Annotated in this window: 15 protein-coding genes, 1 tRNA gene and 1 pseudogene; 3 read left to right on the top strand and 14 right to left on the bottom strand. The window is 68.9% G+C overall.

Translation table 11 applies throughout. The features are described from left to right. The first annotated feature begins 41 nt into the window (after positions 1 to 41). Complete coding sequence (locus A4W93_RS13925; protein WP_085751172.1) at positions 42 to 1,166, top strand: zinc-dependent alcohol dehydrogenase family protein; 1,125 nt, start codon at positions 42 to 44, stop codon at positions 1,164 to 1,166. 281 nt (positions 1,167 to 1,447) lie between these two features. Then, positions 1,448 to 1,757: pseudogene (locus A4W93_RS13920) on the top strand (LysR family transcriptional regulator); the annotation flags it as partial. Between the two features lie 68 nt (positions 1,758 to 1,825). Here the strand turns inward: A4W93_RS13920 and A4W93_RS13915 are convergent. The 12 genes from A4W93_RS13915 to A4W93_RS13860 form a co-directional block, all read right to left on the bottom strand. Then, a tRNA-Pro gene (locus A4W93_RS13915) sits at positions 1,826 to 1,902 on the bottom strand. Between the two features lie 82 nt (positions 1,903 to 1,984). After that, the gene (locus A4W93_RS13910) at positions 1,985 to 2,428 is read right to left on the bottom strand and encodes a MerR family transcriptional regulator (protein WP_085751171.1); all 444 of its coding nucleotides are present in this window, start codon (positions 2,426 to 2,428) and stop codon (positions 1,985 to 1,987) included. A gap of 35 nt (positions 2,429 to 2,463) precedes the next feature. Next, positions 2,464 to 2,793, bottom strand: a complete 330-nt coding sequence (locus A4W93_RS13905; protein WP_099960061.1) for an integration host factor subunit alpha — start codon at positions 2,791 to 2,793, stop codon at positions 2,464 to 2,466. A gap of 71 nt (positions 2,794 to 2,864) precedes the next feature. Then, complete coding sequence (gene pheT, locus A4W93_RS13900) at positions 2,865 to 5,285, bottom strand: phenylalanine--tRNA ligase subunit beta (RefSeq protein ID WP_085751169.1); 2,421 nt, start codon at positions 5,283 to 5,285, stop codon at positions 2,865 to 2,867. 36 nt (positions 5,286 to 5,321) lie between these two features. Then, positions 5,322 to 6,365 carry a phenylalanine--tRNA ligase subunit alpha gene (gene pheS / locus A4W93_RS13895; protein WP_085751168.1) on the bottom strand — a complete coding sequence of 348 codons (1,044 nt, stop codon included), beginning with the start codon at positions 6,363 to 6,365 and terminating at the stop codon, positions 5,322 to 5,324. A gap of 141 nt (positions 6,366 to 6,506) precedes the next feature. After that, a complete protein-coding gene (gene rplT, locus A4W93_RS13890; RefSeq protein WP_056655597.1) occupies positions 6,507 to 6,863 on the bottom strand; it encodes a 50S ribosomal protein L20 in 357 nt (118 codons plus the stop codon). Between the two features lie 21 nt (positions 6,864 to 6,884). After that, entirely contained in the window at positions 6,885 to 7,088 is a 204-nt protein-coding gene (gene rpmI, locus A4W93_RS13885) for a 50S ribosomal protein L35 (protein ID WP_085751167.1), read from the bottom strand. 144 nt (positions 7,089 to 7,232) lie between these two features. Beyond that, positions 7,233 to 7,790, bottom strand: coding sequence for a translation initiation factor IF-3 (gene infC / locus A4W93_RS13880; protein WP_085751166.1), 558 nt, complete (start codon positions 7,788 to 7,790; stop codon positions 7,233 to 7,235). A gap of 64 nt (positions 7,791 to 7,854) precedes the next feature. Beyond that, the gene (gene thrS, locus A4W93_RS13875; RefSeq protein ID WP_085751165.1) at positions 7,855 to 9,774 is read right to left on the bottom strand and encodes a threonine--tRNA ligase; all 1,920 of its coding nucleotides are present in this window, start codon (positions 9,772 to 9,774) and stop codon (positions 7,855 to 7,857) included. Positions 9,775 to 9,951: 177 nt separating this feature from the next. Further along, positions 9,952 to 10,428: an acyl-CoA thioesterase gene (locus A4W93_RS13870; RefSeq protein WP_085751164.1), complete on the bottom strand. Its 477-nt coding sequence runs from the start codon at positions 10,426 to 10,428 to the stop codon at positions 9,952 to 9,954. Between the two features lie 19 nt (positions 10,429 to 10,447). Next, a complete protein-coding gene (locus A4W93_RS13865) occupies positions 10,448 to 11,527 on the bottom strand; it encodes a patatin-like phospholipase family protein (protein ID WP_085751163.1) in 1,080 nt (359 codons plus the stop codon). Positions 11,528 to 11,540: 13 nt separating this feature from the next. Next, positions 11,541 to 13,886, bottom strand: coding sequence for a Tex family protein (locus A4W93_RS13860; RefSeq protein ID WP_085751162.1), 2,346 nt, complete (start codon positions 13,884 to 13,886; stop codon positions 11,541 to 11,543). A 119-nt stretch (positions 13,887 to 14,005) separates the two neighbouring features. Here A4W93_RS13860 and A4W93_RS13855 point away from each other — a divergent pair, with 119 nt between their 5' ends. Continuing rightward, positions 14,006 to 15,673: a hypothetical protein gene (locus A4W93_RS13855; protein ID WP_085751161.1), complete on the top strand. Its 1,668-nt coding sequence runs from the start codon at positions 14,006 to 14,008 to the stop codon at positions 15,671 to 15,673. On the opposite strand, the gene A4W93_RS13850 is transcribed toward A4W93_RS13855, so the two are convergent. Both A4W93_RS13850 and A4W93_RS13845 read right to left on the bottom strand, forming a co-directional pair. After that, a complete protein-coding gene (locus A4W93_RS13850; protein WP_237357782.1) occupies positions 15,663 to 17,825 on the bottom strand; it encodes a response regulator in 2,163 nt (720 codons plus the stop codon). The two genes, A4W93_RS13855 and A4W93_RS13850, sit on opposite strands and share 11 nt — an antisense overlap. Next, positions 17,822 to 22,759: a HAMP domain-containing protein gene (locus A4W93_RS13845; protein ID WP_085751160.1), complete on the bottom strand. Its 4,938-nt coding sequence runs from the start codon at positions 22,757 to 22,759 to the stop codon at positions 17,822 to 17,824. The genes A4W93_RS13850 and A4W93_RS13845 overlap by 4 nt, the downstream gene beginning before the upstream one ends. Between the last annotated feature and the right edge of the window lie 81 nt (positions 22,760 to 22,840).

Below are 22,840 nucleotides of genomic sequence, written 5' to 3'. Positions count from 1 at the left end.
CGCGCTGCGCCATACTCCGGCAAACCACACCAGGAGACTCCATGACCATTCGCGCCGCCGTGCTGGAACAGATGGGCCTGCCCGCCCCGTACGCCGAGAGCCGCCCCCTCGTCATCCGTGACGTCGAACTCGATCCACCGGGCCATGGTGAGGTGCGCGTGAAGGTGCTCGCCGCCGGCCTGTGCCACTCCGACCTCTCCGTGATCAACGGCGACCGGCCGCGGCCGCTTCCCATGGTGATCGGCCACGAGTCCGCCGGGGAGGTGCTTGAGGTGGGCGCCGGGGTCACCGACCTCGCGCCCGGCGACCGTGTCGCGATGGTCTTCATGCCCAGCTGCGGCGGCTGCCTGCCCTGTGCCGAAGGCCGCCCTGCCCTGTGCGAACCCGGCGCCGCCAGCAACGGCGCGGGCACGCTGCTCGGCGGTACCCGCCGCATCCGGCTGAATGGCGAACTGGTGAACCACCACGTGGGCGTGTCCTGCTTCGCCGAGGAATGCATCGTGTCGCGCCGCTCTTGCGTCAAGATCGACAAGGACCTGCCGCCCGCCGAGGCCGCCCTCTTCGGTTGTGCCGTGCTGACCGGCGTGGGCGCGGTGTTCAACACGGCGCAAGTGCGGGCCGGCACCACGGCCGCGGTGATCGGCCTGGGCGGAGTCGGCTTCTCGGCACTGCTGGCCGCGGTCGCAGCCGGCGCGCGCGACGTGGTCGCCATCGACCTCAGCGACGAGAAGCTCGCGCTCGCGAAGGACCTCGGCGCCACCGCCACGTTCAACGCCCGCAGCCCCGACGTGGTGGCGCAGGTGCGCGAGTTCACGAAGGGCGGCGTGGATTTCGCGTTCGAGATGGCCGGCGCCATCCCCGCGATGGACACGGCCTGGGCCATCACCCGGCGCGGCGGCAGCACCGTCACGGCCGGCCTGCCCAACCCCGAGAAGCGGTTCTCGTTCTCCCCGGTGCAGATGGTCGGCGAGGAACGCACGCTGCGCGGCAGCTACATCGGCTCCGCGGTGCCCTCGCGCGACATCCCCCGCTACATCGCGATGTACCGCAACGGCCGCCTGCCGGTGAACCGCCTGATGGGCGAGGTGCTGCGGCTCGACGACATCAACCGGGGCCTCGACCGGCTCGCCACGGGCCTGGCGATGCGCGACGTCATCCTCTTCTGAGGGCCCCCGGCCCCGCAAGCGTGCAGGCCCAGCGCGGCGAAGAGCGGTGCGGCGTAGAGGAACACGATCACGTGCGAGGCCAGCGTGAGCCGAAGGGCCTCGGCCACCAGCAGGTTCTCGAGCCCGAAGAGGGCACCGGCCACCGCGCCCGCCCGCGGTGGCGCGTCGGGGTCTCGCCCCGCCACCACATCAGCGCGGCCAGCAGCAGACTCGCGCCGATCGATCGCGCCGCGATCATGAGCATGGGGCCACGGCGCCGAGGAGATCCAGCTCAGCTGCGACTCGGCCGGCGCAGCGCGATCGACTCGCTCGCGCAGCAGGGGCGCCCCTGCAAGGTGGTCTTGCAGCAGCTGCAGCCTCGCCGGCCAGGTGGCGGCCGTGGAAAGCGGCCTCGCGGTCGCCGCCCTCACCCAATGCAGCGCGCCCGCGCAAGTCGAGGTGCTGGGCGAAGCGCACGGACTGGGGCCGATGGCGCCGATGCAGGTGGCGGTGTACCGCAGCCAGGCCTCGCGCAGTTCCAAGGCCGTCGACAGCCTGGACCGCATGCTCGTCTCGACGTTGAGGCTGGCCGGGGTCGACCCGGCCCGCTGATCGGCGAGATTCGCGGTCCGGAAATACAAAAGGGCCAGTTCCTTGTGAGAACTGGCCCTTTGAATAAATGGTCGGGACGGCGGGATTCGAACTCGCGACCCCTTGCACCCCATGCAAGTGCGCTACCAGGCTGCGCTACGCCCCGACTGAGCCCACTAGTATATCCGGAAACTTCGAGATTGTGAGCACTGATCGTGCGGTATTTCGATGTGCCGTTTCGATGACTGTCAGAAACTCAGCAACGACCGGATGGACAGCAGTTCGCTGCGCAGCTGTTCGGTGGTGAGTTCGCTGGTATCGGGTTCGGGCAATGCCTCGGGCACCTCGGCATCGGGGCCGAAGGATGAAGGCTCGGGCAGTTCGCTGTCGTCGTGAGGTTCCTCGACGACCGGTGGCGTGGCACCGCCGCGTGCATGGACCAGCTCGGTGAGCCGGTTGCGGGCGCCGCTGATGGTGAAGCCCTGTTCGTACAGCAGCTCGCGGATGCGCCGGATGAGCAGCACCTCGTGGTGCTGGTAGTAGCGCCGGTTGCCCCGGCGCTTCATCGGCTTGAGCTGCGTGAACTCCTGCTCCCAGTACCGGAGCACATACGGCTTCACGCCGCACAAATCGCTCACCTCACCAATGGTGAAGTAACGTTTGGCTGGAATGGCGGGAAGCGCTTTCTCCATTGAAATCAATGAGATCGAGGCCGAAAGCTAAGACTTTACTCGAAGTCCTCCCCGACGGGGATGTCGCCTTGCACAACACCTTTCAATTTGTGACTTGCGTGAAAAGTAACAACATTTCTGGCCTTGATCGGGATGGACTCCCCAGTCCGGGGATTGCGCCCCGGACGCGGCGCCTTGCGGCGGATGTTGAAGTTGCCGAAGCCGGACATCTTGACGTCGTCGCCCTTCACCAGCGTCCCGTGGATGATGTCGAAGAACGCCTCGACCATGTCCTTGGACTCGCGCTTGTTGAGGCCCAGGCGCTCGAACAGCAGTTCGGCCAGCTCGGCCTTCGTGAGCGTGGGCGTCTCGAGCGTGGGCAGCATCAGCCGCTCGGGCGGCGGTTGATCGGGGGGCAGGTCGGGAGGCAAGGTCGTCATGGTGTCTTTCGCTCAGGTCATCCGCGCAGGCGCGCGCCCAGGCGGGCCGCCAGGGCCGCCAGCACCGCCGCGACGCCTGCCTCGATGCGTTCGTCGGTGAGGGTGGTGGTGTCGTCGAGCAGCTCGAGCCGCACCGCCAGGCTGCGTTCACCAGCGGCCAGGTCGGCGCTGGCTGCGGCCGGCTTGTAGATGTCGAACAGCTTGGCCGAGCGCACGAGCGCCCGGTCGGCGGAGACGATGGCGTCGATCAGCGCGTCGTGGGTGACGTGTTCGCCGACGATGACGGCGATGTCGCGCCACGCGGACTGCTGGCGTTGCACCGGTGTGGCCACCGGCACGTCGCGCTGGACGAGCGCCTCGGCGTCGACTTCGAACAGCACCGGCGCGCCGGGCAGTTCGTAGGCCTGGCGCCAGCGCGGGTGCAGTTCACCCACGAACCCCACGTCGCGGCCGTCGACCTGGATGCGCGCCGAACGGCCCGGGTGCAGCGCCGGGTGTTCGGCCGCCACGAACGTGGCCACGCGGGGCGCGAAGAGCGCCTCGATGTCGCCCTTCACGTCGAAGAAGTCGACGGCGCGGTCCTTCACGGACCACTGCACGGCATCCGCCGGGCCGTAGGCGAGACCACCCACGCGCATCGGCTGGTCGATGCCGGCGACCGTGGCGAGCGACGACGTCACCGACGCATCGCGGCGGAACACACGGCCCACCTCGAACAGGCGCACACGCGAGGCCTTGCGCGAGAGGTTGTGCCGCAGCACGCCGATCAGGCTGCCGAACAGGGAGGAGCGCATCACCGACAGCTGGCTGGCGATGGGGTTCAGCACCTTGATGGGATCGGTGTTGCCGGCCAGCTCGTGCTCGAAGCGCTCTTCGACGAAGCTGAAGTTGATGGTCTCGAAGTAGTCGCGCGCGGCGATGGCGCGGCGCACGGCATGCAGGCCGCGGCGCGCTTCGGGGCGCACGCGGGCCGTGACCGGCGCGAGCGGCGGCGTGCCGGGCAGGTTCTCGTAGCCGATGACCCGCACCACTTCCTCGATCAGGTCTTCCTCGAGGGTCACGTCGAAACGCCAGGCGGGCGGCGTGACGCTCAGGACGCCTTCGGACTTCACGGCGACCGACAGGCCGAGGCCTTCGAGGATCTTCGTGCACTGGTCCTGCGTCACCGGCATGCCGATGACCTTCGAGGCGCGCGCGATGCGCAGCTCGACCGGCTGGCGCACGGGCACGTTCGGCGACTGGTCGTCGAGCGGGCAGGCTTCGCCGCCGCAGATGTCGAGGATGAGCTGCGTCACGCGCTCGACCTGGTCGAGCGTGCGGGAAGCGTCGACGCCGCGCTCGTAGCGGTGGCTGGCGTCGGTGCTGAAGTTGTACTTGCGCGCGCGGCCGGCCACGGCCTCGGGCCACCAGAAGGCGGCCTCGACGTAGACGTTGCGGGTGTCGTCGGACACGGCCGTGGCGTCGCCGCCCATGATGCCGGCGAGCGATTCGACGGCGTGGTCGTCGGCGATCACGCCGGTCTTCGTGTCGAGCGTGACGGTGTTGCCGTTGAGCAGCTTGAGCGTCTCGCCGTCGCGGCCCCAGCGCACCGTCAGGCCGCCGTGGATCTTGTCGAGGTCGAAGATGTGGCTGGGCTGACCGGCCTCGAACATCACGTAGTTCGAGATGTCGACGAGCGCGGTGACCGAACGCTGGCCGCAGCGCGCAAGGCGGTCGACCATCCACGCCGGCGTCTTCGCCTTCGTGTTCACGTTCTTGATGATGCGGCCCGAGAAGCGGCCGCACAGGTCGCTGTCGACCACCTTCACGGGCAGCTTGTCGGCCTGCGAGACCTTGGCGGCCGGCGCCGCGGGACGCGTGAACGGCGTGCCGGTGAGCGCCGACAGTTCACGGGCGATGCCCGCCACGCTCAGGCAGTGCCCGAGGTTCGGCGTGAGCTTGAGCGTGAACAGCGTGTCGTCGAGGCGCAGGTGGTCGCGGATGGAGTTGCCGACCAAAGCGTCTTCGCCGAGGATCAGCAGGCCCGACGATTCGTCGGACAGCTTGAGTTCCTTGGCCGAGCACAGCATGCCCTGGCTCTCCACGCCCCGCAGCTTGCCGAGCTTGATGACGAAGGGTGCACCACCCTCCTCCGCCGGCGGCAGTTCGGCGCCCACGAGCGCGCACGGCACCTTGATGCCCACGGCCACGTTGGGTGCGCCGCAGACGATGTTCAGCACGGTGTCCGGGCCGACCTTGACCTGGCACACGTTGAGGCGGTCGGCATTCGGGTGGCGCTCGACGTGGAGCACCTCGCCCACCACGACGTGGCTGAACGGCGGGGCCACGGGGCGGAGTTCCTCCACCTCCATGCCGGCCATGGTCAGGGTGTCGGCCAGCGCCTGCGTCGACAGCGGAGGGTTGCAGAACTCGCGCAACCAGGATTCGGGAAATTGCATCTCAGGGGTTCCTGTCTCGTCCGGGGCGTGGGCTGCTTACTTGAACTGCGACAGGAAACGCAGGTCGCCGTCGAAGAAGCCGCGCAGGTCGCTGACGCCGTAGCGCAGCATCGTCAGGCGGTCGGCACCCATGCCGAACGCGAAGCCGATGTGGCGCTCGGGATCGAGGCCGTAGTTGCGCACGACGTTCGGGTGCACCTGGCCGGAGCCGGCGACCTCGAGCCAGCGGCCCTTGAGCGGGCCGCTCGCGAACGCGATGTCGACCTCGGCCGACGGTTCGGTGAACGGGAAGAACGACGGACGGAACCGCAGCTGCAGGTCGTCCGCCTCGAAGAAGGTGCGGAAGAAGTCGGTGAAGACCGATTTCAGGTCCTTGAAGCTCACGTTCTCGCCGATCCACAGGCCTTCGACCTGGTGGAACATGGGCGAGTGGGTGGCGTCGCTGTCGACGCGGTAGGTGCGGCCCGGGGCGATCACGCGGATCTCGGGCATGGGGCTCACGCCGCGGTATTTCTCGGCGTGGGCGCGCGCGTAGCGCACCTGCATGGGCGAGGTGTGCGGGCGCAGGTTCAGCCAGCGGCCTTCGTCGTCCTTCATGTCGACGTAGAAGGTGTCCTGCATGGACCGCGCCGGATGGTTCTCGGGGTTGTTCAGCGCCGTGAAGCTGAACCAGTCGGTCTCGATCTCGGGGCCTTCGGCCACGTCGAACGCCATCGAGCCGAAGATGGCCTCGACGCGCTCCATGGTGCGCGAGATGGGGTGCAGGCCGCCGGTGCCGCGCTGGCGGCCGGGCAGCGAGACGTCGAGTGCCTCGGCCTTGAGCTGGGCATCGAGTTCGGCGTCGGCGAGGGCCTGGCGGCGCGCGGTGAGCGCGGCCTCGACCTGCTGCTTGGCCGCGTTGATGAGGGCGCCACGCGCCTTCTTGTCCTCGGGCGACAGGGCCCCGAGCGCCTTGAGCTGCTCGGTCAACCGCCCCGACTTGCCGAGGTATTTCGCCTTGGCATTTTCCAGATCGGCCGGTGCCGCGCTTTGCGCGAAATCGGCTCGCGCTTCTTGCACCAATTGGTCGAGGTCGTTCATCAGTTCGCCAACGCAGAAAATGAATCGCAGAAAACAAAAAAGGCCGAACCAGAAGGATCGGCCTTGAGGGCTTGTCACCCGGACGGAATGGTCACCGCACGGGGTTGCCGCAGCGCCGGGTCACCCCGGCGCGGCACGACATCAAGCGAGCTGGGCCTTCACCTTCTCGACGATGCTGCCAAAGGCGGCAGGATCATTCACGGCCATGTCGGCGAGGACCTTGCGGTCGATCTCGATCGAAGCCTTCTTCAGGCCAGCCATGAACTTGCTGTAGGTGAGTCCGAGGCCACGGCTCGCCGCGTTGATACGGGCGATCCACAGTTGACGGAACACACGCTTTTTCGTGCGGCGGTCACGGTAGGCGTATTGCCCAGCGCGCATGACTGCTTGCTTGGCAATGCGGAACACGTTCTTGCGACGGCCACGGTAACCCTTGGCGAGTGCGAGAACTTTCTTGTGACGGGCGCGGGCGGTTACACCACGTTTGACGCGAGGCATGCGGTATCTCCTGAGAAGCGGTTAAAGGCCAGCGAAGGGCAGCATTTGCTTCATGTGCCCCATGTTGGTCTCGTGCACGTTGACGGCGCCACGCAGTTGGCGCTTGTTCTTCGTGGTCTTCTTGGTCAGGATGTGGCGCTTGAACGCCTGGCCCCGCTTGACGGTGCCGCCCGGACGCACGCGGAAACGCTTGGCCGCGCTTTTCTTGGTCTTCATTTTGGGCATGACTGCTCCTTGTTGATTGCTCCTGCAGGCGCCGGCAAACAAACTTGCCGTCTTGTTGGCCTGCAGAGGCTTCTGGCGACACCCTGGTGACCAAACCAGGGCATCGAACTCGCGAAACTCTTCGAAGATCGCTCTTCGGTCGGATCAGCGCTTCTTCGGGCCGAGCACCATGATCATCTGGCGCCCTTCCAGCTTCGGCATGTTCTCGACGACGGCCACGTCGGCCAGGTCGTCGCGGATGCGTTCCAGCAACCGCATGCCGATGTCCTGGTGGGTGATCTCGCGGCCGCGATAGCGCAGCGTGACCTTGCCCTTGTCGCCGTCTTCCTCGATGAAGCGGCGCAGGTTGCGCATCTTGATCTGGTAGTCGCCTTCGTCCGTGCCCGGGCGGAACTTGACTTCCTTGATCTCGATGACCTTCTGCTTGGACTTGGCTTCCGCCGCCCGCTTCTGCTCCTGGTACTTGAACTTGCCGTAGTCCATCAGGCGGCAGACCGGGGGGTCGGCCGTCGCGGCGATTTCAACCAGGTCGACATCGAGGTCGCCCGCCATGCGCAAAGCTTCCTGCGTGCTGACGATGCCCAAGGGTTCATTGTCGACTCCGTTGAGTCGGACCTCGGGCGCCATGATTTCACGGTTCAGGCGATGCTTGCGCTCCACATTGGGAGCGCGGCGGTCAGCAAAAGTAGCGATAGTTCTGATCCTTCAGCGGACCCCGAGGCAACGGGACCCAAAAAAAATTGTTCACGCGCCCCGGGTTCCTGTTTCAGACCCGCTGGGCGATGTCACTGGCGATTCTCGAGGAGAAGTCGGTGAGTGGCATCACACCGAGGTCCTGGTTGCCTCGGGCGCGCACCGCAACGGCCCCGTTTGCCTTCTCCTTGTCGCCGACGACGAGGAGATACGGAACCTTCTGCATGGAATGCTCGCGGATTTTACGGTTAATTTTCTCGTTGCGCAAATCAAGCGACACCCTAACCCCTTGTTTTTGCAGCGTTTTCGCGATTTCCCGGGCGTAGTCGGCCTGATCGTCCGTGATATTGAGCACCGCGACCTGCTTCGGGGCCAGCCAGGCGGGCAGCGCGCCGGCGTGCTGCTCGATCAGGATGCCGATGAAACGCTCCAGGCTGCCCACGATGGCGCGGTGGAGCATCAGCGGCGTGCGGCGCTCGCCGGACTCGTCCACGTACTCGGCGCCCAGGCGCTCCGGCATGTTCGGGTCGACCTGGATCGTGCCGCACTGCCAGTGGCGGCCCAGGGCGTCCTTCAGGGTGTACTCGACCTTCGGGCCGTAGAAGGCACCCTCGCCCGCCGCCACCTCGAACTCGCAGCCGGAGCGGCGCAGGCTCTCCATCAGCGCGAACTCGGCCTTGTCCCACGACTCGTCGGAGCCGATGCGGGCGTCCGGGCGGGTGGCCACCTTGTAGATGATGTCGGTGAAGCCGAAGTCCTTGTAGACCTTCTGCAGCAGGGTGGTGAAGGCCGCGCACTCCTCGAGGATCTGCTCTTCCGTGCAGAAGATGTGGCCGTCGTCCTGGGTGAAGCCGCGCACGCGCATGATGCCGTGCAGGCCGCCCGTGGGTTCGTTGCGGTGGCACTGGCCGAACTCGCCGAACCGCAGCGGCAGGTCGCGGTAGCTCTTGATGCCCTGCTTGTAGATCAGGATGTGGCCGGGGCAGTTCATCGGCTTCAACGCGTAGTCGCGCTTCTCCGACTCGGTCACGAACATGTTCTCGCGGTACTTGCCCCAGTGGCCGGTCTTTTCCCACAGGCCCTGGTCGAGCAGTTGCGGGCCCTTGACCTCCTGGTAGCCGTTGTCGCGGTACACGGCGCGCATGTACTGCTCCACCGCCTGCCACACGGTCCAGCCGTTCGGGTGCCAGAACACCACGCCCGGCGCGTGTTCGTCGATGTGGAACAGGTCGAGTTCGCGGCCGAGGCGGCGGTGGTCGCGCTTCTCCGCCTCCTCCAGCATCGTGAGGTACTTCTGGAGGTCGTCCTTCGTGGCCCAGGCCGTGCCGTAGATGCGCTGGAGCATCTCGTTGCGGTGGTCGCCGCGCCAGTAGGCCCCGGCCACCTTCATGAGCTTGAAGTGCTTGAGCTTGCCGGTGCTGGGCACGTGCGGGCCGCGGCACAGGTCTTCGAACTTGCCTTCGCGGTACAGGGACACGTCCTCGTTCGCCGGGATGCTGGCGATGATCTCGGCCTTGTAGGCCTCGCCGATGCCCTTGAAGTACTCGACGGCCTCGTCGCGCGGCAGCACGCGGCGCTCGACCTTCTCGTCCTTCTTCGCGAGTTCGGTCATCTTCGCCTCGATGGCCTCGAGGTCCTCGGGCGTGAACGGGCGCTTGTACGAGAAGTCGTAGAAGAACCCGTTCTCGATGACCGGGCCGATGGTGACCTGGGCGTCCGGGAACAGCTCCTTCACGGCGTAGGCCAGCAGGTGGGCCGTCGAGTGGCGGATCACGTCGAGGCCCTCGGCGTCCTTCTCGGTGATGATGGCAAGCGCGGTGTCCTGCTCGATGCGGTAGCTGGTGTCGACCACCCGGGCGGCATCGCCCTGCCCCACGCGCCCGGCCAGGGCGGCCTTGGCGAGGCCCGTGCCGATCGACGCGGCCACCTCGGCCACGGTCACGGGGTTGTCGAACTGACGCTTCGAACCATCGGGCAATTGAACGGAAATCATCGGAAGCTCCGGAAAACAAAAAAGCGCGGGGTGAGCCGCGCTTTCGAGAACAAGACGAGAAAAATGGACGAACGAGCCGCGGCCGACTTAGACGAGAACCTCACCAGTGGGAGTTCGCGGTGTCATAACCAGGGTGCCTTTCTCGCTCTTGCTCGTGGATTGAACCGACATTGTAGATCAGGTCTTGACGGCCTGGTAACGGGCTTCGAGCTCCTGGCGCAGCTGGCGGCGCACCTGGGCGGCGTTGCTGCGGCGGATCTCCTCGGCCGTCTCGGGCACCAGCGGCTTGACCTCGACCGGCTTGCGGTCGTCGTCCACGGCCACCATCGTGAAGAAGCAGCTGTTGGCGTGGCGAACGGTCTGGGTGCGGATGTCCTCGGTGATCACCTTGATGCCCACCTCCATCGAGGTGCGGCCCGTGTGGTTCACCGACGCGAGGAAGGTCACCAGCTCCCCCACGTGGATGGCCTGGCGGAAGGTCACCTGGTCCACCGACATCGTCACCACATAGCGCCCCGCATAGCGGCTGGCGCAGGCGTACGCCACCTGGTCGAGCAGCTTCAGGATGGCGCCGCCGTGCACGTTGCCGGTGAAGTTCGCCATGTCGGGCGACATCAGCACCGTCATCGTCAGCTGGTGGTTGGGCAGGTCCATGGTGGGGTCCGGAGGGAAATCAAAGGGGTTCGGCCAGCACCGGCGCGCCCTGGGCGAGCTCGGCGAATTCGTCGCGCAGGCGCTGGCTCTCGGCCACGGCCTTCGTCCAGGCGGCCGTGCGTCCGGCGAGGTCCTCGCCATAGTGCACGAAGTCGTTCCGGTCGGGCAACTTGCCGTTCGGCAGGGTGCGGATCCATTCCGGGTTCGGCGACACGACGACGACGTTGGACAGCAGCGGGCTCGCCCGGTGCCGATGACGCAGCGCCTTGTCGAGCCAGCCCGGGATCACGCTCTTCTGGAAGTGGGGGTAGAGGGTCAGCCCGTCGGCCATCGACGCGTAGTCGAGGTGCAGGTGGTAGTCGGTGATGCCGCCGTCCCAGTACGCACCGCGCGGGGCACCGGGGATGTCGTGCACCGCGTCCAGCCAGAACGGGATCGAGCAGCTCGCAAGCACCGCGAGGCGCAGGTTGGTCGCGTCCAGCGGGGTGGTGTGCGTGCGGTAGTCCTGCAGGCGCACCGGCAGCGGGTCGCGGGCGTCGGAGAACACCACCCGCTCGAGCCACGCGCCCATCGCGCGGCGGCTCAGCACGTTGGTGGCGAACGCGCCGGCGTACGCGAGCGGCGTGGTCACCTTCGACAGCGCCCGCCCTTCCCGCTTCAGCAGGTGCCGGCCACGGCTCGTGAACACGTGCAGGCGGAAGCGCGGATGGGCCAGCACCTCGGCCTCGCGCCCGCCGAAGTGTTCGCCGAGCTTCTCGCCGAAGGCCTCGGACACCTGCCGCGCCGTGGGCTTGCGTCCCGGTTCGTGCGGGTACTCCTGCACGATGTAGTCGTGCCCCATGCGGGCCAGCGCCTTCGCCGGGTCGGGCAGGCAGGCACTCGCCATGCGCCAGGCGCCGATGGACGCGCCCAGCAGGTGCACGGGGTGGTCCGTGGCCGCGAGCCACTCGCCGAAGATGAACTGGTCGAGCGGGTTGAGCACGAGGCCCTTCGGCCCGCCGGCCGCACCGGGGATGGCGCGCACGTCGCCGGGCCGCAGGCCGTGCTCGCGCAGGTGCGCGAGCGCGCGCGGGCCGGCGTGGACCTGCAGGGCCTTCATCGGACCGCCTCGTTCAGCGCTTGAGCTTGGCGAAGGCCGCGGCCATCGCCGAACCGCCCGCCGGCTGGGCCGGCGCCGCGCTGCGGTAGCCACCGCCACCGCCCGCGCGTTCGTTGCGGCCGGCCGGGCGGTGCGTGTTCTCGTGCGAACGGTCGCCACGGGACGGCACCGGCGCGTCGAGCTTCATCGTCAGCGAGATGCGCTTGCGCGACAGGTCCACCTCGAGCACGCGCACCTTGACGATGTCGCCCGTCTTGACCACCTCGCGGGCGTCCTTGACGAACTTGTTGCTCAGCTGGCTCACGTGCACGAGGCCGTCCTGGTGCACACCCAGGTCCACGAACGCGCCGAACTCGGCGACGTTGCTCACGGTCCCTTCGAGCGTCATGCCCGGCTGCAGGTCCTTCAGGTCCTCGACGCCGTCGTTGAAGCGCGCCACCTTGAAGTCGGGCCGAGGGTCGCGGGCCGGCTTCTCGAGTTCGGCGAGGATGTCCTTGACCGTGATGGCGCCGAATTTCTCGGTCGCGAAGGCCTCGGGCTTGAGCGCGCGGATCACGTCGCTGCGGCCCATCACCTCGCCCGCAGGCTTCTTCACCGTGGTGAGGATCTGCTCGACGACCGGATAGGTCTCGGGGTGCACGCCCGACTGGTCGAGCGGGTTGTCACCGTTGCGGATGCGCAGGAAGCCCGCGCTCTGCTCGAAGGTCTTGGCGCCCAGGCCGCTCACGTCGAGCAGTTGCTGGCGGTTGCGGAACGCGCCGTTGGCGTCGCGCCAGCGCACGATGCTGCCGGCCACCGCGGTGCTCAGGCCCGACACGCGGGACAGCAGCGGCGCCGACGCGGTGTTCAGGTCCACGCCCACCGAGTTCACACAGTCCTCGATGACCGCATCGAGGCTGCGCGCCAGTTCGCTCTGGTTCACGTCGTGCTGGTACTGGCCCACGCCGATGCTCTTCGGGTCGATCTTGACGAGCTCGGCCAGCGGGTCCTGCAGGCGGCGCGCGATGCTGACCGCGCCACGCAGGCTCACGTCGAGGTCGGGCAGTTCCTTGCTCGCGTATTCGCTCGCGGAGTACACCGACGCGCCGGCCTCGCTCACGACGACCTTCTGGATCTCGGTGCCCGGCGCCATCTGCTGGATGCGCTTGATCAGGTCGGAGGCCAGCTTGTCGGTCTCGCGGCTGGCCGTGCCGTTGCCGATGGCGATCAGGTTGACGCCGTGGGTCGCGCACAGGCGGCCCAGCGTGTGGATCGAACCTTCCCAGTCCTTGCGCGGCTCGTGCGGGTACACGGTGTTCGTGTCGAGCACCTTGCCCGTCGCGTCCACCACGGCCACCTTCACGCCGGTGCGGATGCCCGGGTCGAGGCCCATCACGACGCGCGGGCCGGCGGGGGCCGCCAGCAACAGGTCGCGCAGGTTCGCGGCGAACACCTTGATGGCGACCTTCTCGGCTTCCTCGCGCAGGCGCGAGAACAGGTCGCGCTCGAGGCTCAGGCTCAGCTTGACCTTCCAGGTCCACGACACCGTCTTGCGGATCAGGTCGTCGGCCGGCCGCTTGGCGTGGCTCCACCCCAGGTGGATCGCGATGCGGCCCTCGGCCTTCGACGGCTGGCCAGGCTGCAGTTCCTCGTCGAGGACGAGCTTGGCGTCGAGGAACTCCTGCGTGCGGCCGCGGAAGACGGCCAGTGCCCGGTGCGACGGAACACGCGCGATGGGTTCGTCGTACTCGAAGTAGTCGCGGAATTTCGCGACGTCGGCGTTGTTCTCGTCCTTGCCGTCCATGAGCCTGGAGCGGAAGAGGCCTTCCTCCCACAGCCACTCGCGCAGCTTGCCCACGAGCACCGCGTCTTCCGCCCAGCGTTCGCTGAGCAGGTCGCGCACACCGTCGAGCACCGCGAAGGCATCGGCGAAGCCGCCCTCGGCGTTGACGAAGGCGGGGGCCTCGGCGGCGGGGTCGAGCGTCGGGTCGGCGAACAGCTTGTCGGCCAGCGGCTCCAGCCCGGCCTCGCGGGCGATCATGCCCTTGGTGCGGCGGCGCGGCTTGAACGGCAGGTAGATGTCTTCCAGTTCCTGCTTCGTGGGCGCGCCCTCGACCGCGGCGCGCAGCTCCGGCGTCAGCTTGCCCTGTTCCTCGATGCTCTTGAGCACCGCGGCGCGGCGGTCCTCGAGTTCGCGCAGGTAGCCCAGGCGCGATTCGAGTTCGCGCAGCTGGATGTCGTCGAGGCCGTCGGTGGCTTCCTTGCGGTACCGGGCGATGAACGGGACCGTTGCACCACCATCGAGCAGTTCCACTGCGGCATTCACTTGTGCCGGCCGGCATTTGAGCTCGGCGGCGATCTGCAGGAGGATCTTGTCCAAAACGAAGGGCCCTCGGAACGGGCATGAAGCAGGAAAGCGGCGAAGTTTGCCACAGCGGAACACCCCACCCGGACGTCCGGGTTCGGCCACAATCCGCGGTCGCGATGCTTCCTGACCCCATGGCCCGACCGCCGACCTCCGCCCTGCTCCGCCGAACCGCCTGCGCCCTCGCCGCGCTGGCGCCGCCGCTCGCCCAGGCTCAGCCGATCGGGATGGACCGGCCGGTCGTCACGGGCCTCGTGGTGCTCTGGGGCCTGTTCCTGCTCAAGACACTCTTCCTCCCGTGGTTCTCGTCGCGCCGTCGCCTGCAGTCCGAGGGCTGGCTCCCCGGCGTGGCGTTCACCGTGCTCGCGCTCGCCGTGGGCGCCGCGGTGTCCGTCGCCCTCGGGCAGCGGCCGGCCACGTGGGTCGCGTCCGCGGTCGCCTGGCAGGCGCTGTCGGTCGCCACCGTCGGGGTCGCGATGCTGGTGGCGGTCGGGCTGCTCCAGCGCGGCAAGGCCGGCGCCTGGCCGCGCGTGCAGCAGGTCATGGCCCTCGCGTGGCTGGTGCTCGTGCCCGCCACCGGCCAGTGGGACCGCCTCACCCGCCACCATCACACCAGCCCGCCCGGCCCGCAGGACGTGCGCGCCAGCCAGCTGCGCCCCCTCACCTCCGCCGAGATCGGCAAGCCCCTCGCCGACGCGCAGCCGCCGGCCGGCCAGTGCCAGCTGCGGGTCACCCGCCCGGGCGAAGCCGCGCCGGTGCTGTTCGCCGCCTACGGCCGCGGCAGCGGGGATCCCCGCGACCGCCTGTCCGCGCCCGCCGTCTGGCGCGAACGGTCGGCCGCGTTCATCGGCCTCGGCGACGGCTCGCTCGGGCTGCAGGACAACGTGGGGTTGCTCCGGCGCACCGGTCTCGGCTGGCAGCTGGACGTCGCCCAGCCCTGGACCTGGGAGCAGGTGCAATCCGCCCACGCCGCCCACCAGGTCGAGGCCGCCCGCCAGGCCGAACGGGCGGGCCGCGAGGCAGCGTGGCGGGCCGTCGACAACCAGCGCCGGCTGCTCACCACCACCCCGCCCGATCCGCACGCCGAGTCGCCGCTGCGCCTCCGGCCGGACAGCGCCTTCGAGCGGCTCGAATCGCCCGTGGCGGCCCGCGCGCTGGCCGCGGCCCAGCTCACCTGCAGCCGCTCGGCCGGCTCGCCCACCGGCTGGCAGTGTGCCAACACCCGCGAGGCCTGGATCTGCCCCGTGATCCTCCTCTCCTCGCTGTGCGAGGCGCCGGGCCGCCGCGTGACGGGCGAGGTGCTCAACCTGCAGGCCGGCGTGCCCGACGGGGAGACCGGCAGCGACACGTCCTGGTTCCTCTTCAAGGCCCGCCCGGCCGCCTGCGTGCTGCTGAGCCGGCGCCTCTCCGACAGCGCCGTGCGCGCCGCGAGCGGCCCCGCGCTGCTCACCTGCGACGCCACCGGCGCCGACCCCGACCTGCCCGTGCCGGTGCTCACCGCCGAACTGCCCTACCCGAGCGAGTCCGAACGCAGCCGGCTCGACGACAAGGTGCGCGACCTGCGCTCCGCCTACGACGATGCGCTGCGTGGCGCCCGCGGCCCGGCCCCGGAACCGCTGCCGTTCCGCATCAACGCGATGACCGACGACGAGATCGCGTGCGACACCACCTCGGGGCCGTGCCGCCGCTTCACCGCCCACCTCGTGGCCGACGGCTCGCCGGTGGAGGTCACCGAACGCTGCAGCGACCCGGCCACCGCCGCGGCCCAGTCGCGCTTCGCCGACCCGTTCTTCAAGCCGTGAACGGCGCGGCGCTGCCGGCGCCGCCCGCGGCCGACTCGCGCCAGCGGGCGATCAGCTCCACCAGCCGCACCGGTTCCGCCGGCTTGACGAGGTGGGCGTCGAAGCCCGCGTCGAGCGCCTGCTGCCGCTCTGCGTCGCGGCCGTAGCCGGTCACGGCGATCATCAGCGAACGGGACGTCTGCGGCAGCGCACGCAGGCGCGCCGCCACGGCGTAGCCGTCAAGCCCCGGCAGGCCGATGTCGAGCACCACCACGTCGGGCGCGAAGGTGGGTGCGAGGGCCAGCGCCTGCAGCCCGTCGTGCACCGTGCGCACCTCGTGGCCCGCGATCTCGAGGCACATCGCGGTGGTCGCCGCGGCATCGCGGTTGTCGTCCACCACCAGCACCCGGCTCGCGCTGGTCGCGGCGGCTTCGGCGGCGGGGACGTCCGGCTCGGCCTGCGGGGTCACCACCTCGCTCAGGCACGGCAGCACCACGCGGAAGGTCGAGCCCTGCCCCGCACCGCGGCTGGTCACGGACACATCGCCCTTGTGCAGCCGCACCAGCCGCTGCACGAGCGTGAGCCCGACCCCGAGGCCGCCCTGGCTGCGGTCGAGCGACCGCTTGCCCTGCTCGAACAGGTCGAACACGTTGGGCAGCAGGTCGGCCTCGATGCCGATGCCCGTGTCGGACACCGTGATCGACGCGAGGCCGGAGGTCACCTCCAGCACGACCGACACGTCGCCGCCCGACTCGGTGTACTTGGCCGCGTTGTGCAGCAGGTTCGACACCACCTGGGCCAGGCGCGCCGCGTCGCCGCGCAGCAGCACCGGATGGTCCGGCAGGCGGTGCGTGACGCGGTGGGACCGCGACTCGAGCGCCGGCCGCGCCGTCTCGAGCGCCATCGAAATGACGGTGCGCAGGTCGAGCACCTCGGTCTGCAACGCGATCTTGCCCTGGCTGATGCGGGCGACGTCGAGCAACTCCTCCACGAGGCGCGTCAGGTGCTTGACCTGGCGCCCGGTCACGTCGGTGGCCCACGACAGCTTCGGATCCGGCGGGGCGACGCGGCGGATGACCTCGAGGGCGTTGCGGATGGGCGCGAGCGGGTTGCGCAGCTCGTGCGACAGCATCGCGAGGAACTCGTCCTTGCGCCGGCTCGACTCCTGCAACTTCGTCTCGGCGGCCCGCCGCTCCTCGATCTCGACCTGCAGCGTTCGGTACAGCCGCGCGTTCTCGAACGCGATGGCCGCACGGCCGGCCAGGTCCTCCAGCGTGCCCCAGTGCAGCGGGTTCGCGGCGTCGCGCACCGGGTCGATCCACAGCGTGCCCAGCACCTTCTGCCCGATCATCAGCGGCACGGCCGCGGCCGGCGGCCCCCAGCCGGAGCCCTCGACCTCCCGGGCGACCTGCACCACGCGGCGCTCGGCCATGGACCGGGCGATGGCGTCGCGCTCGTCGGGTTCGAGCGAGGTCATCGGGCAGCCCGACACCTCCGGCGGCGAACCCTCGCTGCGGAACACCTGCGTGTGGTCGTCGGTCTCGCCCGGCAGCACCACCGTCGCCCGGTCCGCCAGCCCGGGCACCACCAGCTCGATGAGCCGCCGCGCGCCCACCTCGAGGTCGAGCGAGCCGCCCAGCACGCTGCTGGCATGCGACAGGAAACCCGCGCGCTGCGTGGACTCCTCCGCGGCGACCCGCGCCGCCTCGGCCTGCGCCAGTGCCACCCGTTCGTCGGCCTGCACGCGCAGCCGGCGCTGCATCAGGTGCAGGTCGACGAACACCTTGACCTTCGAGCGCAGCACCTCGGGCACCACGGGCGAAAGGATGTAGTCGACCGCACCCAGCGAATAGCCCCGCACGGTCTGCACCTCGTCGGCGTACGACGTGATGAAGATGATGGGCGTGTGCGCCGAGCGCTTGTACCGGCGGATCAGGCCCGCGGTCTCGAACCCGTCGATGTCGGGCATGTTGACGTCGAGCAGGATCACCGCGAACTCGCGGCGCAGGATCTCGCGCAGCGCATCGCTGCCGGACCGCACCGACACGATGTTCTGCCCGAGTTCCTCCAGCACCGTCTCGAAGACGAGCAGCTTCTCCGGCATGTCGTCGACGATCAGGATGTCGGCGAGCTCCGCCGGCTCCTGGGTCAGTCCCCCGAACGTGCTGCTCAACGGCACAGCCAGCCTCGCAACGCTGCCAGCAGGTGCATCGGGTCCACCGGCTTCGAGAGGTAGTCCCACGCGCCCGCCTCGATGCACTTCTGGCGGTCGCCCTTCATCGCCTTCGCCGTCACCGCCACCATCGGCAGGTCACGCCCGCGCGGGAGCTTGCGGATCTCGCGCATGGTCTCCATGCCGTCCATCTCCGGCATCATGATGTCCATCAGCACGATGTCGATCGTGGGGTCGGCCTCCACCAGCCGGATGGCCTCGCGGCCGTTGCCGGCCGACACGATCACCATGCCCTCGTTGTCCAGCACCGTGGCCAGCGCGAAGATGTTGCGCATGTCGTCGTCGACGATCAGCGCCTTCTTGCCGGCCAGCGACCGGTGGGCGCCCAGCACCTCGTCGATGGCGTTGCGCTGCTCCTCGGACATCGTGCCGGGATTGCGGTGCAGCACCGCCGTGGCCTGCGCGAACGTGGCCGGCCACCCGTCGCTGCGGCGCAGCGCGAACGCGCCACCGGCGACATTCCAGGCCGAGTCGGACAACCCGCCCGGCGCGTGCACCACCACGGCCGGTGGGCACACGCCGCCGCGTGCCTCGATGGCCTCCGCCACGTCCTCGGGGCCCAGGCCGTCGAGCCCGGCGTCGATCACGGCGGCGTCCACCGTCGTCAGCGCCGCGCGCGCGGCGGCGGCGTCCTGCACCACCACCGTCTCGATGCCCTCGTCCAGCCGCAGCAGGAACTCCGATCGGGCGGGTGAGCCCGGCATCGCGACGAGCAGGCGGCGCGTGCCGCGCTCCACGTAGCGGTACAGCTCGCGCGCCGCGTCGTCCACCGCATCCTTCGACTGCAGCGGCTTGGCCAGGAAACCGATGGCGCCCGCGGCGAAGGCGCGCTCGCGCGACTCGTCGGTGGACACCACGCAGATCGGCACATGGCGCGTCGACTGGTCGGTCTTGAGGCGGTCGAGCACCCGCCAGCCCTGCATGTCGGGCAGGAAGATGTCGAGCGTGATGGCCGCGGGCTGGTACTCGCGCACCATCGTCAGCGCGCCCGCGCCGGTGCCGCTCACGAGGCCCTTGAAGCCGGCCAGGCGCGCGGCGTCGAGCAGCACCTTCCCGAACGCGAGGTCGTTCTCGACGATCAGCAGCACGCGGTCGCCCGACGAAATGTCGCCGCGGTCGTCGTCGGCCGGGTTCTGGAAGAGTTCGCCGTCGCCATCGCCCTCGCCCGCCGACTCGTGAAGTTCGCCGACCGGGCGCAGGGCCGCGCGGGACTGCTGCACCGGCGGCTTCGGCCGCGTCCCGCTGTCCGGCCCTTTGTCTCCGTTGAGCCAGCGCACCTGGCGCGGCGGGCGTGCCGCCACGTGGCTGTGCGGCAGGTACAGCGTGAACGTGCTGCCCGACCCCGGCACGCTGACGAGGCGGATCTCGCCGCCGAGCAGGCGCGACAGCTCGCGGCTGATCGCGAGGCCGAGGCCCGTGCCGCCGTACTTGCGCGACGTGGACCCGTCGGCCTGCTGGAAGGCCTCGAAGATGATCTGCTGCTTGTCGGCCGAGATGCCGATTCCGGTGTCGGCCACCGCGAACGCGAGCACCTGGGTCGCGCGGTTCAGGCTCTCGTTGTCCGGCGACCAGCCTTCCGTCGCCACCGCGATGGAGAACGTCACGTGCCCCTGGTGCGTGAACTTGAACGCGTTCGACAGCAGGTTCTTGATGATCTGCTGCAGGCGCTTGACGTCGGTCACCAGCGACTTGGGCAGGTCGCCGGCCACGTTGATGAGGAAGTCGACGTGCTTCGATTCGGCGAAGTGGCGGAAGCTGCGTTCCACCGAACGGTGCAGGTCCTCGACGCGCAGTTCGCTCACGTCGACGGCCACCGTGCCGGACTCGATCTTCGACAGGTCGAGGATGTCGTTGATCAGCATCAGCAGATCGTTGCCCGAGGCGTGGATGGTCTTCGAGAACTCCACCTGCTTGCCCGACAGGTTGCCCTCGGGGTTGCGGCACAGCTGGTCGGAGAGGATCAGCAGGCTGTTGAGCGGCGTGCGCAGCTCGTGCGACATGTTCGCGAGGAACTCCGACTTGTACTTGGACGTCAGCGCGAGCTGCTCGGCCTTTTCCTCGAGCGCCTGGCGGGCCTGTTCCACCTCCGCGTTCTTGCGCTCCACCTCCTGGTTCTGGTGGGCGAGCAGCCGGGCCTTGTCCTGCAGTTCGTCGTTGGTCTGCTGCAGTTCCTGCTGGCGGTTCTGCAGTTCCTCGGCGAGCGACTGGGACTGCTCGAGCAGGCTCTCCGTGCGCGAGTTCGCCTCGATGGTGTTGATCACGATGCCGATGGACTCGGTCAGCTGCGTGAGGAAGGCCTCGTGCACCGGGTTGAACCGCTGCAGCGACGCCAGTTCCAGCACCCCCCGCACCTCACCCTCGAACACCACCGGCAGCACGAGCACGTCGAGCGCGGCGTTCTCGCTCAGGCCCGACGCGATGCGGAAGGCGCTGGACGCCACGTTCGTCAGCAGCACCTTCTGCTTGTCGAGCGCGCACTGGCCCACGAGCCCTTCGCCGAGGCCCACCTCCTTGCCGTGCATCTGCTGCCCGCCCGACGCGTAGCTCGCGAAGAGCTTGAGCTTGTGCGAATCGGCCCCGGGTCGCAGCACGTAGAACTCGGCCTGCTGCACGCCCACCACGGGCGCCAGCTCGGAGAGGATCAGCTGGCCCACCGCCACCAGGTCGCGCTGGCCCTGCAGCATGCGCGTGAACTTCGCGAGGTTGGTCTTGAGCCAGTCCTGCTCGGTGTTCTTCTGCGTGGTGTCCTTCAGGTTGCGGATCATCTCGTTGATGGTGTCCTTCAGCGACGCCACCTCGCCCTGCGTGTCCACCGTGATGGAACGTGTCAGGTCGCCCTGGGTCACCGCGGTTGCCACCTCGGCGATGGCGCGCACCTGGGTCGTCAGGTTCGCGGCCAGCTCGTTCACGTTTTCCGTGAGGCCCTTCCACGTGCCCGAGGCCCCCGGCACCTTCGCCTGGCCGCCGAGCTTGCCTTCCACGCCCACCTCGCGGGCCACGCCGGTCACCTGGTCCGCGAAGATGGCGAGCGTGTCGGTCATGCTGTTGATGGTGTCGGCGAGCGCCGCGATCTCGCCCTTGGCCTCCACCGTCAGCTTCTGCTTCAGGTCGCCGTCGGCCACGGCGGTCACCACCTTCGCGATGCCGCGCACCTGGGACGTCAGGTTGCCGGCCATGAAGTTCACGTTGTCCGTCAGGTCCTTCCAGGTGCCCGAGACACCGGTCACCTGCGCCTGCCCGCCCAGGCGCCCTTCGGTGCCCACCTCGCGCGCCACGCGGGTCACTTCCGCGGCGAACGACGACAGCTGGTCCACCATGGTGTTGATGGTGGCCTTGAGCTCCAGGATCTCGCCCTTCACGTCCACCGTGATCTTCTCGGAGAGGTTGCCCGCGGCCACCGCCTTCGTCACGTCGGCGATGTTGCGCACCTGGCTCGTCAGGTTCGACGCCATCAGGTTCACCGAGTCGGTCAGGTCCTTCCAGGTGCCGGCCACGCCCTGCACGTCGGCCTGGCCACCGAGCTTGCCCTCGGTGCCCACCTCGCGCGCCACGCGGGTCACTTCCGCGGCGAAGGACCGCAGCTGGTCCACCATGGTGTTGATGGTGTTCTTCAGTTCGGAGATCTCGCCCTTCACGTCCACCGTGATCTTCTTCGAGAGGTCGCCCGCGGCCACGGCCGTGGTCACCTCGGCGATGTTGCGCACCTGGCTCGTCAGGTTGCCGGCCATGAAGTTCACGGACTCGGTCAGGTCCTTCCACGTGCCGGCCACGCCCTGCACGTCGGCCTGGCCGCCCAGCTTGCCCTCGGTGCCCACCTCGCGGGCCACGCGCGTCACTTCCGCGGCGAACGATCGCAGCTGGTCCACCATGGTGTTCACGGTGTTCTTCAGCTCCAGGATCTCGCCCTTCACGTCCACCGTGATCTTCTTCGAGAGGTCACCGGCGGCCACGGCCTTCGTCACGTCGGCGATGTTGCGCACCTGGCTCGTCAGGTTGCCGGCCATGGAGTTCACCGAGTCGGTCAGGTCCTTCCACGTGCCGGACACGCCCTCCACCTGCGCCTGGCCGCCCAGGGAGCCCTCCGTCCCCACCTCGCGCGCCACGCGGGTCACCTCGGACGCGAAGGACCGCAGCTGGTCCACCATCGTGTTGATGGTGTTCTTGAGCGTCAGGAACTCGCCCTTGACGTCCACGTCGATCTTCTTCGAGAGGTCACCCTTGGCCACGGCCGTGGTCACGTCTGCGATGTTGCGCACCTGGTCGGTCAGGTTGCCGGCCATGGAGTTCACCGAGTCGGTCAGGTCCTTCCAGGTGCCCGCCACACCCTTCACCTTGGCCTGGCCGCCGAGCTTGCCCTCGGTGCCCACCTCGCGGGCCACGCGGGTCACTTCCGCCGAGAAGTCGCCGAGCTGCTCCACCATGGTGTTGATGGTCTTGGCCGTGCGCAGGAACTCGCCCTCGAGCGGCCGGCCCTCGACCTCGAGGGCCATGCTCTTGTTCAGGTCGCCCTGGGCCACCGCGCCGATCACGCGGGCCACCTCGCTGGTGGGGTGGACCAGGTCGTCGATCAGCGCGTTGATGCAGTCGATGGACTCGCCCCAGAACCCGCGGGCTTCCCGCAGCGAGGCGCGCTGCTTGAGCTTGCCCTCCTTGCCCACCACCTGGCGCAGCCGGGAGAGCTCCTCGGCCATGCTCGCGTTCTGCTCCACGACGTCGTTGAAGGCGTCGGCCACCTTGCCTGCCACACCCGGCCAGTGCAGCGGCAGACGGATGGCGGCATCCCCCTTGCGCAGCGCCGACAGAGCGGCCAGCAAGGCCCCCCACTGCGCGTCGTCACTGCGGGCCACGGGGGCCAGGTTGTCTAGAACGTTCATCGGGACTTCTCCGGAGAGGGGTGGGACCGCGGCCTGTCGATTGTGCTCATGTCGCGGCGCCACCGCCAAGCTTTTCGAAAT

Origin of the sequence: Piscinibacter gummiphilus (genome assembly GCF_002116905.1) — a bacterium.
In the GTDB taxonomy this organism is placed as follows: Bacteria; Pseudomonadota; Gammaproteobacteria; order Burkholderiales; family Burkholderiaceae_C; genus Rhizobacter; species Rhizobacter gummiphilus.
This window is presented reverse-complemented; position numbering and strand designations above follow the sequence as displayed.

Coding starts and splice junctions, on each gene's coding strand:
- pheS (WP_085751168.1), bottom strand. CDS start 6,365: ATGAACGACCTCGACCAATTGGTGCAAGAAGCGCGAGCCGATTTCGCG.
- A4W93_RS13855 (WP_085751161.1), top strand. CDS start 14,006: ATGGCCCGACCGCCGACCTCCGCCCTGCTCCGCCGAACCGCCTGCGCC.
- A4W93_RS13845 (WP_085751160.1), bottom strand. CDS start 22,759: ATGAACGTTCTAGACAACCTGGCCCCCGTGGCCCGCAGTGACGACGCG.
- pheT (WP_085751169.1), bottom strand. CDS start 5,285: ATGCAATTTCCCGAATCCTGGTTGCGCGAGTTCTGCAACCCTCCGCTG.
- A4W93_RS13870 (WP_085751164.1), bottom strand. CDS start 10,428: ATGGACCTGCCCAACCACCAGCTGACGATGACGGTGCTGATGTCGCCC.
- A4W93_RS13865 (WP_085751163.1), bottom strand. CDS start 11,527: ATGAAGGCCCTGCAGGTCCACGCCGGCCCGCGCGCGCTCGCGCACCTG.
- A4W93_RS13905 (WP_099960061.1), bottom strand. CDS start 2,793: ATGCTGCCCACGCTCGAGACGCCCACGCTCACGAAGGCCGAGCTGGCC.
- A4W93_RS13925 (WP_085751172.1), top strand. CDS start 42: ATGACCATTCGCGCCGCCGTGCTGGAACAGATGGGCCTGCCCGCCCCG.
- rplT (WP_056655597.1), bottom strand. CDS start 6,863: ATGCCTCGCGTCAAACGTGGTGTAACCGCCCGCGCCCGTCACAAGAAA.
- thrS (WP_085751165.1), bottom strand. CDS start 9,774: ATGATTTCCGTTCAATTGCCCGATGGTTCGAAGCGTCAGTTCGACAAC.
- A4W93_RS13910 (WP_085751171.1), bottom strand. CDS start 2,428: ATGGAGAAAGCGCTTCCCGCCATTCCAGCCAAACGTTACTTCACCATT.
- rpmI (WP_085751167.1), bottom strand. CDS start 7,088: ATGCCCAAAATGAAGACCAAGAAAAGCGCGGCCAAGCGTTTCCGCGTG.